Below are 12,812 nucleotides of genomic sequence, written 5' to 3' on the forward strand. Positions count from 1 at the left end.
AAACGTCGTCCCTGGTGCTGGCGTGCACCGGTTCGGGGTTGCGTCCAGTACGCTGAAGTCTCGTGCAGTTTCTCGATGGCCACGGGCCCGCTCATGACCTGACCTACGACGACGTTTTTCTGGCGCCGAGCCGGTCGGCGGTCGAGTCCCGCTTCGACGTCGACCTGTCGACCGTCGACGGCACGGGGACGTCGATTCCCCTCGTCGTCGCCAACATGACCGCGGTCGCCGGCCGCCGGATGGCCGAAACGGTCGCCCGGCGCGGCGGACTCGTCGTCCTCCCCCAGGATGTCGACCCGACCGCCGTCGCCGACATCACCGCCTGGGTGAAGGGCCGCGACGTCGTGTGGGACACGCCCCTCGTGCTCACCCCTGGCGACGCCGTCGCCGACGCCTCAACCTCGTCGGCAAACGTGCGCACCACGCGGTCGCTGTCGTCGACTCCGACGGCAGGCCTGTCGGCATCGTCGACGAACAGGCGTGCACCGGCGTCGACCGGTTCGCGCGCCTCGGTGAGGTCCTCGACCCGCACGTGCTGACCTGCCCCATGGAAATGCCGCCGCGCGAGGTGTTCGAGAAGCTGCAGGACCACGGCGGCAGCCTCGCCCTGGGCGTCGACCCCGACGGCAGGCTGACCGGCGTGCTCACCCAGGTGTCCGCACTGCGGGCGGGCATCTACACCCCCGCCACCGACGGCGAGGGCCGGCTGCGCATCGCCGCCGCCATCGGCGTCAACGGCGACGTCGCGGCCAAGGCCGAGGCGCTGGTCAAGACCGGCGTCGATGTGCTGGTCGTCGACACCGCACACGGACACCAGGAGAAGATGCTCGCGGCGCTCAAGGCCGTCCGGTCGGTGGTGCCCGCCGACTCCGGTGTGCCCGTCGTCGCCGGCAACGTCGTCACCGCGCAGGGCACCCGCGACCTCATCGAGGCCGGCGCCGACGTGGTGAAGGTCGGCGTCGGACCGGGCGCGATGTGCACCACGCGCATGGCCACCGGCGTCGGACGCCCCCAGTTCTCCGCGGTGCGTGAATGCGCCGAGGCCGCGCGGGCGCTCGGCAAGCACGTGTGGGCCGACGGCGGCGTGCGGCACCCCCGCGACGTCGCACTGGCGCTCGCGGCCGGCGCGTCGGCCGCCATGGTGGGCTCGTGGTTCGCCGGCACCTACGAATCGCCCGGCGACCTGCGCTACGACGAGCAGGGCCGGCCTTACAAGGAATCGTTCGGCATGGCCTCGAAGCGGGCCGTGAGCGCACGGACCCGCACCGACAACGACTACGAACGCGCCCGCAAGAGCCTGTTCGAGGAGGGCATCTCGTCGTCGCGGATGGCGCTCGACCCGGCCCGGCCCGGCGTCGAGGACCTCATCGACTCGATCACCGCGGGCGTGCGATCGGCATGCACCTACGCGGGCGCGGCGAGCCTGGAACAGTTCCACGAGCGCGCCGTCGTCGGCGTCCAGTCGGCCGCCGCTTCGCCGAGGGCCGCCCCCTCCCCACCGGCTGGTGATGCCCCCCGAGGCATGTCGCGTGAACGCGACCATGGGGCCCTCGGGAGTCCCTGAGAACTGGTGGGGCGGGGTCAGGCCGGTGATGACTCGAGCATTTCCGTCACCAGGGCGGCGATCGGTGAACGCTCCGAGCGCGTGAGCGTGACGTGCGCGAACAACGGGTGACCCTTCAACTTCTCGATCACCGCCGAGACGCCGTCGTGCCGGCCGACCCGCAGGTTGTCCCGCTGCGCGACGTCGTGGGTGAGCACCACCCGCGACGCCGAACCGAGCCGCGAGAGCACCGTGAGCAGCACATTCCGCTCCAGCGACTGGGCCTCGTCGACGATCACGAACGAGTCGTGCAGCGACCGGCCGCGGATGTGCGTCAACGGCAGCACCTCGAGCATGCCGCGGTCGAGCACCTCGTCGACGACCTCCTGGCTGACCAGCGCACCGAGCGTGTCGAACACCGCCTGCGCCCAGGGCTGCATCTTCTCGTTCTCGGACCCCGGCAGGTACCCGAGGTCCTGCCCGCCGACCGCGTAGACCGGCCGGAACACGACCACCTTGCGGTGCATGCCGCGTTCCAGCACCGCCTCGAGGCCGGCGCACAGCGCCAGCGCCGACTTACCGGTACCGGCCCGCCCGCCGAGCGAGACGATGCCGACCTCCTGGTCGAGCAGCAGGTCGAGCGCGATCCGCTGTTCGGCCGAACGCCCGTGTAGGCCGAACGCCTCCCGGTCGCCGCGGACGAGTTTGACCTGCTTGTCCTGCGTGACGCGGGCCAGCGCACTGGTCGTTCCCGCCAGCAGCCGCAGCCCGGTATGACACGGCAGCTCGGCCGCGTCGGGCACGCCGAAGTCGGACAGGTCGGCCGAACCGGAGGAGAACAGCTCGTCGATGGCCTCCTGCGGAACGTCCAGGTCGGCCGTGCCGGTCCAGCCGGACGGCGTGACCTCCTCGGCGCGGTACTCGTCGGCGGTCAGGCCGACCGCACCGGCCTTGACCCGCAGCGGAATGTCCTTGGTGACCAGCGTGACGGCCCCGCCGAGCTCCTTCGCCAGGTTCAACGAGCACGCCAGGATGCGGTGGTCGTTGGCCTCCGTGCGGAATCCGGGCGGCAGCACCGTCGGATCGGAGTGGTTCAACTCGACGTGGATGGTGCCGCCGGCGTCGCCGATCGGCACCGGGGCGTCGAGGCGCCCGTGGGTGCGGCGCAGGTCGTCGAGCAGCCGGAGGGCTTCCCGTGCGAACCAGCCCAGTTCGGGGTGGTGCCGCTTACCCTCCAGCTCGTTGATCACCACGATCGGCAGGACCACCGGGTGTTCGGCAAATCTGGTCATCGCCCACGGGTCGGACAGCAACACCGACGTGTCGAGCACGAAAGTTCTGGGCTGACCTGGGGATCCTGCGGCGTCGGGCTCAAAGCCCGGGGCGCCGATCGTAGCGGGGCCGGAGGCTTCTCGGGGCAAACGCTGCGCAGTCACGACGGCATCTCCCTCAGGGGCGTTGGCACCACGCCCGCACTCGCTGGGCCGGGCACTGCCCTGGCTGGTCATGCGATCCGACGTCGGAAGACGTCAGGTCACACGCCCACGAGGGCCCGGTGCCGGCCCCCTCGTGCGCTTGAACGGCTTCGCCGTTCGCTGTTCCACTGCCACGACCAGGGCCTCCCGTGACGAACCACATCGGTTCGTGGTCCGTCACCCGCGAAGCTACCGCCGCACGCCGACAAATGCAGGCAGCCGGCCAGGTGATTCACCGATTTGTCATGTGAGCGCCGGTGACGGGACATCGAGGGCCGGTGATCGATACCGAAAGTCACCGGAACCGGGACTTGACGCCCATTTCTTCACCGGGAAAGAGCAGCGGTTTCGCAGGTGTTACGAACTCCGGTGACGCCATACCAGTTTCTCCCCGGAACCGGCAAGATCCGTACCCCTCCACGGTGACCCAAGGGCGTGTAGCACCTCGCATCCTCGCTGGTCAAGACCCACGATCGGCGCGTCGTCGCACGGCCGGCGCCGCACCGGCCCGTCAACCGCCGTATCGCCGATTCCGCACCGCGAAGTCGCGCAGCGCCCGCAGGAAGTCGACCCGCCGAAATGCGGGCCAATAGGCCTCGGTGAACCAGAATTCGGAGTGCGCCGATTGCCAGAGCAGAAATCCGGACAAGCGCTGTTCTCCGGACGTCCGAATGATGAGATCCGGGTCCGGCTGCCCCGAAGTATACAAATGTTCGGAGATGTGGTCGACATCCAAAACCTTGGCGACCTCGCGGATCGACGTGCCCTCGTCGGCGTGCTGACGGAGCAGCTTGCGGACGGCGTCAGCGATCTCCTGCCTGCCGCCGTAACCGACGGCGACGTTGACGACCATGCCCTTGCGGCCGTCGGTGCGCTGCGCGGCGGCGGTGAGTCGCGTCGCCACCTCGGCGGGCAGCATCTCCTGCGAGCCGACGATCGACAGCCGCCACGGGTTGCCCGGCGCGGCGAGCTCGTCGACGACGTCCGGGATGATCTGCAGCAGCGCCTGCACCTCCTCGTTCGCCCGGTGCCGCACGTTGTCGGTGGAGAGCAGGAACAGGGTGACGACCTCGACGTTCGCCTCGCGGCACCACGTCAGGAAGTTCTCGATGCGCTTGGCGCCCACGCGATGTCCACCGTTGACGTCGGTGAAGCCCGCTTCGCGCGCCCAGCGGCGATTACCGTCGAGGATGATGCCGATATGGCGGGGATGCTTGCCCGCGGACTGCTGTTGCAGCCGCCACGAGTAGAGGCGGTAAACGACCTTGGAAGCGAACGACCGAAGACTCACGTCCAGGCAGCGTACGCGTGCCGGAATCGGCGCGTCGTCCGATCGGGCACTCGGCGATGCGCGTGACGTTCGCTGCTCGAGGGTGCGCCGGCCACATACGCCTCCGTAACCTGGATACGTGAGCACGCTGACCGAACCGCCCCCGGCGAAGTCCGTCGACGAACGTCCACGACTGCGCGGGCACCTCCATTCCTGGAGCTTCTTCGGCGCCGTCGCGGCGGGCGCGGCCCTGATCGCGCTGGCCGCGTCGACCGTGTCCGGCCTCGCCGCAGCGGCGACGTCGGTCTACGGCGCCACCGTGCTGGGCCTTTTCGGCGTGAGCGCGCTGTATCACCGGCGCATCTGGAGTCCGCGCGGCTACAAATGGATGAAGCGCGCCGACCACTCGATGATCTTCCTGTTCATCGCCGGCACCTACACCCCGTTCACGCTGCTGGCGATGTCCCAGCCCACCGGTTACATCGTGCTCGGCGTGGTGTGGGCGGGCGCGATCGCGGGCGTCGCCCTCAAGATGCTGTGGCCGAAGGCGCCGCGCTGGCTGGGCGTGCCGATCTACGTGGCGCTCGGCTGGGTGGCCGTCTTCGTGTTGCCCGAACTGGCCGTCAACGGCGGCGTCGCGGCGCTCGTGCTGCTGATCGTCGGCGGCGGGCTGTACACCGTGGGGTCGGTGTTCTACGCGACGCGGTGGCCGAACTTCTGGCCGCGCACCTTCGGTTACCACGAGTTCTTCCACGCCTGCACGGTCCTGGCCGCGATCTGCCACTACATCGCGATCTGGCTGGCCATGTACTAAACGCGCCGTGTCAGCACCCCACGTCGCCGTGTCGGCAGTTGGCGTCGCCGTGTCGGCATCCCGCGTCGCTGTGTTGGCACGTCGGTACGCTCCGCCGCATGGCTAGCGGGAACGGCACGGTCGGGGTCGGCGTCGTCGTACGCGACGAGGACGGACGGGTGTTGCTCGGACTGCGCGCGAAAGCGGGCGAACCGGTCGTGTGGTGTCTGCCCGGTGGCGCCGTCGACCCTGGTGAGAGCTTCGAACAGGCCGCCGTACGCGAACTCGCCGAGGAAACCGGACTCACCGCCGACACGGCCGACGTCGTGGGCCTCGTGTTGGCACCGGGACCGGACGTCACGGCCACCGCGGTCGCGGTCGCCGGCCCCGCGCGAGGCGAACCCCACGTGCTCGAACCGCAGGTCTTCCGCACGTGGCAATGGTTCGCCGACCACGAGGTGCCCGCCGAGCTCTTCCCCGCGACGCGGCAGGCCCTCGAGTTCCTCGCCGACGGCGCCGCGGCCGCCGGCACGTCCTACCGACTGACCGCCGCACAGACCGCACCCGCCGACACCGCGCCGACGGGTCCGGACTGACGCCTCACGGGCAGAAGCGGGCGGCCAGCTCGGCGACGCGGCTAGCGCGGTGTCCCTCGCGCAGCCGGCCGGCACGTTCGAGCAGGCTGAGTCCGTGCAGGGCACCCCACAGCACCTCGGTGGCGGTCCCATCCCCGCCACCGGCGGCGCCACCAGCACCGTCGCCGATCACGTCGGCGAGCGCGTCGAATCCGGCGCGGAGCTCGGCCTCGGCGTCCTCGCGCGCGAATCGGGCGTCGAGGGGCAGTTCGAACATGGCGGCGTACAACGCCGGATGCTCGGCGGCGAAATCCAGGTAGGCCACGGCCGCGGCCTCCACGGCAGGCCGGCCCGTGCGCCCGTGCACCGCGCTGCGGCACAGCCGCGCCAGCTCGACGAAACCCTCCAACGCGACTGCGCGCATGATCTCGGCCTTGCCGCCGGGGAAGTGTCCGTAGAGCACCGGCTGGCTGTAGCCGATCGCCTCGGCCAGATGGCGGGTCGTGACGGCGGCCCAACCCTCAGCATCGGCGCGGGCACGGGCGGCGTCGAGGATCTGCCGGCGCCGGTCCTCCGCGCGTCGCTGTTTGGCCGCCGAGTCGGGCATCGATCCTCCGATTCCGGGCACGTTAGGTCGAGCGGTGCTAGCCTAGCAATGCTAGAAATTCTAGCACCGCTAACCCGAGAGGGGTCTGCCATGACCTCGCTGCTGGCCGTGCTCACCGCGACCGTCGTCGGCCTGTTGGTCGGCGTCGAACTGGCCGTCGCGGCCGTCGTCAACCCGATCCTGGCGCGACTGCCGGCAGGACCCGCGCTCGACGGTCGCGCCGACGGGGCGCGCAGGCTCGGGCGCACCATGCCGTTCTGGTACGCCGCATCGCTGGCGCTCACCGTCGCGCTGACGATCGCCGCGTGGCCGACCGCCTCGGCCACGGCCGCAGCGGTGTTGCTGCTGATCAGCGTGCTGATGTCGGTCACGCTGCTCGTGCCGATCAGCAATCGTTCGGCACGCTGGACCGCCGACGAGCACCCACCCGACTGGCGTGATCAGCTGCGCCGTTGGGACCGCCTGCACCACGTGCGGGTGGGTGTCCTCGCCGCGGCGTTCGTCCTCGTACTTGTCGCGACGACGACACTCTGACCACCCGCGCACCGTCCCCGAAACGCCAACACGGCGACGCCAGGTGCTGACACGGCGACGTGGGGTGCTGACACGGTCAGTCGGCGATGATCGGGGCCTGGAGGAACTGCTCCGGGATGGCGAAGGCGTCGACGAGTTCGCGGGCCCGCGGACGCAGTTCGCGGCACAGTTCGTTCACCGCCGCGACGACGGCCTTCGACCGCTGGCTGGTGAGCCTGCCGTGTTCGAGGAACCAGGCGCGGTCGGCCTCGATGTTGGCCAGCGCGTACAGGTCGCACAGCTGCTCGAGCAGCGCCTTGGTGTCCGGGTCGGTGCAGCCGTCGATGGCGCCGACGAAGCCTTCGAGCACGACCCGGTCGACGTGCACCCGGCCGGCGCGCAGCACGTGGTCCTGGGCGTTGTTGAACACGTCGAACGCGTCGACGCCGTCGTTTCCGGCCCGTCGCAGCCGCTGGACGAGGCTGTCGAGCACGTGCTCCTCGCGGTCCTCGAACATGCGGACCTGCCAGGCGCGGTCGTACAGCGAGTCCTCCTCGTCGCGCCGCGGCCCGGCGTCCATGATCCGCTCGATGACCTTGCGTGCGGCCGTGCGCTCGATGACCCGCTCGAAGACCTGCTCGGCGACGAACCGCGCCGTCTCGAGCGGCCGCAGATCCTGCACCTCCTGCTTGTAGCTGGTCAGCATGCCCTTGGCGACGAGCTGCAACAGCACGGTGTTGTCGCCCTCGAACGTGGTGAACACGTCGGTGTCGGCCTTGAGCTGCGGCAGGATGTTCTCGGCGAGGTAGCCGGCGCCGCCGCACGCCTCGCGCGCGGCCTGGATCGTCGACGTCGCATGCCACGTCGCGACCGCCTTGACCCCGGCGGCGTGCGATTCGAACTCCCGGCGCATGCGCTCGTCCGGTTCGTCGATGTGCTGCAACTCGTCGAGCGCGGTGACGAGCTCCTCCTGCGCGAAGTGCAGCGCGTACGTCGTCGCGAGTGCGGGCAGGAGTTTGCGCTGGTGTCCGAGGTAGTCGAGGATCGCGACCTCGTCGTCGGTGCCGGGACGCTCGAACTGGGTGCGCCGGTCGCCGTAGCGCACCGCGATCGTCAGCGCCCGCTTCGTCGCACTGCCGGCGCTGCCCGCGACGCTGACGCGGCCGCGCACGAGCGTGCCGAGCATCGTGAAGAACCGCCGGCCGTCGCTCTCGATGGGGCTCGAGTAGGTGCCGTCCTCGGCGACGTCGCCGTACCGGTTGAGCAGCGCGGTCCGCGGGATGCGCACCTCGTCGAACGTCAGCCTGCCGTTGTCGACGCCGTTGAGGCCGGCCTTGTGCCCGCAGTCCTCGATGGTCACGCCGGGCATCGGGGTGCCGTCGTCGTTGCGGATCGGCACGAGGAAGGCGTGCACGCCGCGGCTCTCACCACCGGTCACCAGCTGCGCGAACACGGCGGCCATGCGGCCGTCGCGGGCGGCGTTGCCGATGTACTCCTTGCGCGCCGACGTGTCCGGCGTGTGTACCACGAACTCCTGCGTGGCCGGGTCGTAAGTCGCGGTGGTCTTGAGGTTCTGGACGTCGGAGCCGTGGCCGTACTCGGTCATCGCGAAGCAGCCGGGCAGGTCGAGATCCATGATCGCCCGCAGGTAGCGCTCGTGGTGGCGCTGCGTGCCCAACAGCTCGACCGCGCCGCCGAACAGGCCCCACTGCACGCCGGCCTTGACCATCACCGACAGGTCGCCGAGCGCGATCATCTCGAACGAGACGATCGAACCGCCGATGTCGCCCTTGCCGCCGTACTCGACGGGGAATCCGAGGTGCGGACGCCCGGTCCGCGCGAGTTCCTTCAGCTGATCCAGCACCTGTGCGCGGTGCTCCTCGCGCTCGAGCCCGTGGGCCGGCGGCTGCTCGGTGCTGTCCAGCTGGGCGCGCACGTCGCGACGCACGCCTGCCCACCTGCCGTCGAGAACGTCTGTCAGGGGCGTCATACCGCCAGCCTGCCGGAGAACGCGGTCGAACGCACTCCTGACATGCCAGCCGCCACGCGGGCTTCACTCCACAGTAGACATCGGGGTCGGCGTTCAGAGGGTGAGCTGCCGGACGAGGTCCTCGCTCGTGGTCACCGGACGCTCGCAGACGTAGCCGCGGCAGACGTACGCGGCGGGTTCACCGTCGACGAGCGGCCGGTCGGCCAGCAGCGGCACGTCGGCGCTCTCGGGGGTGCCGGCCAGGACGACCGACCCGCCGGGCACACGCCGGGCCGCCGTCGCCACCAGCTCCTGCCGTGCGGCCGCGTCCTCGCCGACGACCGCGACCTGCAACGGCCCGGTCTGCATGGCCTCGGCGACGGCGGCCCAGTTGCCCGCGAACCGCGGCACCTGCGTCACCAGTGCGCCCGCCCGCGCGACGGCCTTCTCGCACAACGACCGGTATCGCGTGGCGCGGTCCGGACCGGCCAACGCGGACGCCGTCAGCAGGGCACTCGCCAGCGCCGAGGCGCCGGACGGGGTGGCGTTGTCGGTCGGGTCGGCGGGCCGGTTGATGAGCTGTTCGGCGTCGTCGGCGGTGTCGTGGAACGCGCCGGGAGCCTCGGCGGCGAACCGGTCGACCGCGACGTCGAGCAGTCGCGTCGCCTCGCCCAGCCATTCGGGGTCGCCGGTCGCCTGGTGGAGTGCGAGCAGGCCCTCGGCGGTGCAGGCGTAGTCCTCGAGCACCCCGTCGGCCTCGCCGACGACACCGTCGCGCGAGGTGCGGCGCAGCTTGCCGTCGACGGCGTGCACGTCGAGCAGCAGCCGAGCGGCGTCGCCTGCGGCGTCGACCCATTCCGGTTCGCCCAGCGCGGTACCCGCCTCGGCCAGCGCCGCGACCGCGAGTCCGTTCCACGCCGCGACGACCTTGTCGTCCCGGTCGGGCTGCGGACGTCGGTTGCGCGCCGTCAGCAGCTCCGTCCGCACGCGCTGCCACCGTTCGGTGTCGTCGGGATCGGCGGGAAGTTGCAGTGTCGAGGCGCCTTCCTCGAACGTCCCCTCGTCGGTGACGGCGAACGTCTCGGCCGCCCACGCGCCGTCGTCCTCGCCGAGCACCTCGACCAGCTGTTTCGGCGTCCACACGTAGGTGAGGCCCTCGACGCCGTCGGTGTCGGCGTCGAGCGACGCGGCGAACCCTCCTTGCGGGGTGCGCAGGTCACGCATGAGGAACTCGGCGGTGTCCGCGGCGACGCGCTGCGCGCCCGCGTGCCCGGTGCGGCGCGCGAGGTGCGTGTAGACACGGAGCAGCAACGCGTTGTCGTACAACATCTTCTCGAAGTGCGGCACGACCCAGCGTCCGTCCACGGAGTACCGGGCGAAGCCGCCCGCGAGTTGGTCGTAGATGCCGCCGCGCGCCATCCCCTCGGCCGTCAGTTCCACAATGGACAACGCGGCGGGGTTGGCCGTCCGTTCGTAGTGCCGCACGAGGAACTCCAGGACCATCGACGGCGGGAACTTCGGCGCACCACCGAATCCGCCGTAGCCCGGGTCGGTCTCCTCGCGGAGCTTGGTGACCGCGGCGGTGAGCAGCTCGTCGTCCACCTGCTGCTCGCGCAGTGGTCCGGACTGCTTCTCGAGGTGCTCGACGATCTTGCCGGCGCCCTCGGTGAGTTCCTCAGGCCGTTCGTCCCACGCCCGCGCGACGGCGTCCAGCACCTGCCGGAACGCGGGCATTCCGTGGACGGGCGCGGGCGGGTAGTAGGTGCCGCAGTGGAACGGTTTCCCGTCCGGGGTGAGGAAACACGTCATCGGCCAGCCTCCCTGGCCGGTCATGGCCTGCGTGGCCGACATGTACACGGCGTCGATGTCGGGGCGTTCCTCGCGGTCGACCTTGACGTTGACGAAGTGCTCGTTCATCACGGCCGCGATCTCGTCGTCCTCGAACGACTCGTGCGCCATCACGTGACACCAGTGGCAGGCCGCGTAGCCCACAGACAGGAGGATCGGCACGTTCCGTTCGGCCGCCTCCGCCAGGGCCTCGGGACCCCAGGGCCACCAGTCGACCGGGTTGTCGGCGTGCTGCAGCAGGTACGGGCTCGTCGAGTTCGCAAGGCGGTTGGCCATGGTCAACAGGGTCTCACCTCAGGCCAACCCCCTCCACCCGACGGCCCCACCACGAGGTCTGCGTTCAGCGCCGGTGCCACCACCGGCGCCGGCGGGTCGTGTCCTCGATTGGCGGTGCGATCGTGGGCTCGGCCACGGGTTCGGGCTGGGCCTCGGGTGCCGGCCGGGCCGCCTGCGCCGCACTCGCGGGCATCCCTCCGGAGTCCACGATGCGCCGCAGCTCGGCGACGAACAGATCGATGAACGCGTCGACCTCGTCCGCGTTGTAGGCGCCCTTCCGCCGCGGTGCGGGGCTGAACTCGACGGCGGCGGCCTCGTGGGGCTGCAGTCCGCACTCACCGGTGCGGATCGCCCGTTCCAGCTCGGCCTCGCACAGGTCGAGGAACGCATCGACCTCGTCGACGTCGTACCCCGTCGCACCGAACGGCGGTCTGCTGAACGCTGCGGAGCGCACCTCGGACGGGTCCATCGTCGCCACCTCACTCCCCTACGCGGCGCACCTGCCCACGCGCCCGCCGGGGCGCGTCGGCCGGCGCCGAGCATAGGCGCGCCGGCAGGCGACCGCCCGGCGAACAGCTGTTGCTGCTGGCGTGACGGTCAGGAGCCGTCGGACCTGGCTTGTCGCCCTGCGTCGCCGACGCCGCCTCGGCCTTCGCAGCGGGCGAACCGCCGGAACCGCCGTCGGAGCCACCGCCGGACTCGCCGTCGCTCGCAGCCTGGCCGTCCTGGTCGAAGCTCTGCGGCAGCCGCTTGAGGTGCTTGGTCATCGACCGGATCAGGACGATGACCGCGATCAGGAACACGATCATCAACAGCAGGCCGACCGGGGACGACTTGCCGAAGTCCTCCCCCTGGCCGCCGGTGTCCTGGGCCTGCGCGAGCACGGTCGTCGCCGCCATCGCCGGCTCCGTGATCACCTCGGACAACGTCATGAGCTCACCTTCTCTCGGACGCCGGCGAACAGGTCGTCCTCCGGAACCGTGCTGTCGACGAGCGATCGTGCCAGCTCGTACTCCTCGGTCGACCACAGCTCACGTTGGATCTCCAAGGGTACGGCGAACCAACGACTGGTCGGGTCGATCTGTGTCGCGTGAGCGCGCAGGGCGTCGTCACGCTGTTCGAAGTGGTCGGCGCACTCCACCTGCGTGGTCACGCGCTCCATCACGTCGGGCTTGTTCGGGTCCCACTTCTCGAGCCACTCGCCCCACGGCGACTCCTGGCCCGCGGCGAGGAGCGCCTCGTGGAACGCCGTGATGCGGGCGCGGGAGAACCCGTGGACGTAGTAGACCTTCAGCACCTGCCACGGATCGCCCGCGTCGACGAACTGCTCGGGGTCGGCGGCCGCCTCGAACGCGGCCATCGACACCTCGTGGGTGCGGATGTGGTCGGGGTGCGGGTAGCCGCCGTTCTCGTCGTAGGTGATGACGACGTGCGGACGGAACTCGCGCATCACACGCACCAACGCCTCGGTGGACTCCTCGAGGGGGACGCGGGCGAAGCAGCCCTCGGGCAGCGGCGGGAGCGGGTCGCCCTCGGGCAGACCCGAGTCGACGAAACCGAGCCAGCGGTGCTGCACACCGAGGATCTTGGCGGCCTTGGCCATCTCCTCCCGGCGGATCTCGTCCATGTGCTCGTGCACCTCGGGACGGTCCATCGCGGGGTTCAGCACGTCGCCGGCCTCGCCTCCGGTGCAGGTCACGACCATGACCTCGGCGCCCTCGGCGACGTATCGGGCCATGGTGGCCGCGCCCTTGCTCGACTCGTCGTCGGGATGGGCGTGCACGGCCATCAGCCGCAAGCCCTTGCTCGCGACCTCGCTCGTTTCCGCTCTGTCCGATCCAGTCATGCCCGACCAGACCCCTCTCGCACCAGGTTGTGCCGTCACCGTTTCCTGCACCGCACCGACCCCGACAGCTCTCGGCCGGGGGTCGCCCCCGATACTC

General features: G+C 70.6%; 11 protein-coding genes and 1 pseudogene. 4 read left to right on the top strand and 8 right to left on the bottom strand.

Annotated elements, in window-relative coordinates; genetic code table 11:
- The first annotated feature begins 62 nt into the window (after positions 1-62).
- Positions 63-1,509 (top strand): annotated as a pseudogene (locus BJF85_RS00425) (GuaB1 family IMP dehydrogenase-related protein).
- A 72-nt stretch (positions 1,510-1,581) separates the two neighbouring features.
- Here the strand turns inward: BJF85_RS00425 and BJF85_RS00430 are convergent.
- Positions 1,582-2,979, bottom strand: coding sequence for a PhoH family protein (locus BJF85_RS00430; protein ID WP_075845264.1), 1,398 nt, complete (start codon positions 2,977-2,979; stop codon positions 1,582-1,584).
- A 550-nt stretch (positions 2,980-3,529) separates the two neighbouring features.
- Entirely contained in the window at positions 3,530-4,309 is a 780-nt protein-coding gene (locus BJF85_RS00435) for an isoprenyl transferase (RefSeq protein WP_075845265.1), read from the bottom strand.
- 118 nt (positions 4,310-4,427) lie between these two features.
- Here BJF85_RS00435 and BJF85_RS00440 point away from each other — a divergent pair, with 118 nt between their 5' ends.
- Both BJF85_RS00440 and BJF85_RS00445 read left to right on the top strand, forming a co-directional pair.
- Positions 4,428-5,102, top strand: a complete 675-nt coding sequence (locus BJF85_RS00440) for a hemolysin III family protein (protein ID WP_075845266.1) — start codon at positions 4,428-4,430, stop codon at positions 5,100-5,102.
- A gap of 98 nt (positions 5,103-5,200) precedes the next feature.
- On the top strand, positions 5,201-5,677 hold the full coding sequence (locus BJF85_RS00445; RefSeq protein ID WP_075845267.1) for an NUDIX domain-containing protein: 477 nt from the start codon (positions 5,201-5,203) through the stop codon (positions 5,675-5,677).
- Between the two features lie 4 nt (positions 5,678-5,681).
- Here BJF85_RS00445 and BJF85_RS00450 read toward each other — a convergent pair whose 3' ends face one another.
- Positions 5,682-6,263: a TetR/AcrR family transcriptional regulator gene (locus tag BJF85_RS00450; protein WP_075845268.1), complete on the bottom strand. Its 582-nt coding sequence runs from the start codon at positions 6,261-6,263 to the stop codon at positions 5,682-5,684.
- A 90-nt stretch (positions 6,264-6,353) separates the two neighbouring features.
- Between BJF85_RS00450 and BJF85_RS00455 the strand changes: the two genes are divergently transcribed.
- Positions 6,354-6,797, top strand: coding sequence for a DUF1772 domain-containing protein (locus BJF85_RS00455; RefSeq protein WP_075845269.1), 444 nt, complete (start codon positions 6,354-6,356; stop codon positions 6,795-6,797).
- Positions 6,798-6,873: 76 nt separating this feature from the next.
- On the opposite strand, the gene BJF85_RS00460 is transcribed toward BJF85_RS00455, so the two are convergent.
- The 5 genes from BJF85_RS00460 to mca form a co-directional block, all read right to left on the bottom strand.
- Positions 6,874-8,766 (bottom strand): acyl-CoA dehydrogenase, encoded by a 1,893-nt coding sequence (locus BJF85_RS00460; RefSeq protein WP_075845270.1) that lies wholly within the window; start codon positions 8,764-8,766, stop codon positions 6,874-6,876.
- 93 nt (positions 8,767-8,859) lie between these two features.
- A complete protein-coding gene (locus BJF85_RS00465; RefSeq protein ID WP_075845271.1) occupies positions 8,860-10,869 on the bottom strand; it encodes a thioredoxin domain-containing protein in 2,010 nt (669 codons plus the stop codon).
- A gap of 64 nt (positions 10,870-10,933) precedes the next feature.
- Entirely contained in the window at positions 10,934-11,338 is a 405-nt protein-coding gene (locus BJF85_RS00470) for a DivIVA domain-containing protein (protein WP_083665815.1), read from the bottom strand.
- Between the two features lie 10 nt (positions 11,339-11,348).
- Positions 11,349-11,801 (bottom strand): hypothetical protein, encoded by a 453-nt coding sequence (locus BJF85_RS29320; RefSeq protein ID WP_187346846.1) that lies wholly within the window; start codon positions 11,799-11,801, stop codon positions 11,349-11,351.
- The gene (gene mca, locus BJF85_RS00480) at positions 11,798-12,715 is read right to left on the bottom strand and encodes a mycothiol conjugate amidase Mca (protein WP_075845273.1); all 918 of its coding nucleotides are present in this window, start codon (positions 12,713-12,715) and stop codon (positions 11,798-11,800) included. The genes BJF85_RS29320 and mca overlap by 4 nt, the downstream gene beginning before the upstream one ends.
- Between the last annotated feature and the right edge of the window lie 97 nt (positions 12,716-12,812).

Origin of the sequence: Saccharomonospora sp. CUA-673 (genome assembly GCF_001942305.1) — a bacterium.
Taxonomy (GTDB): Bacteria; Actinomycetota; Actinomycetes; order Mycobacteriales; family Pseudonocardiaceae; genus Prauserella.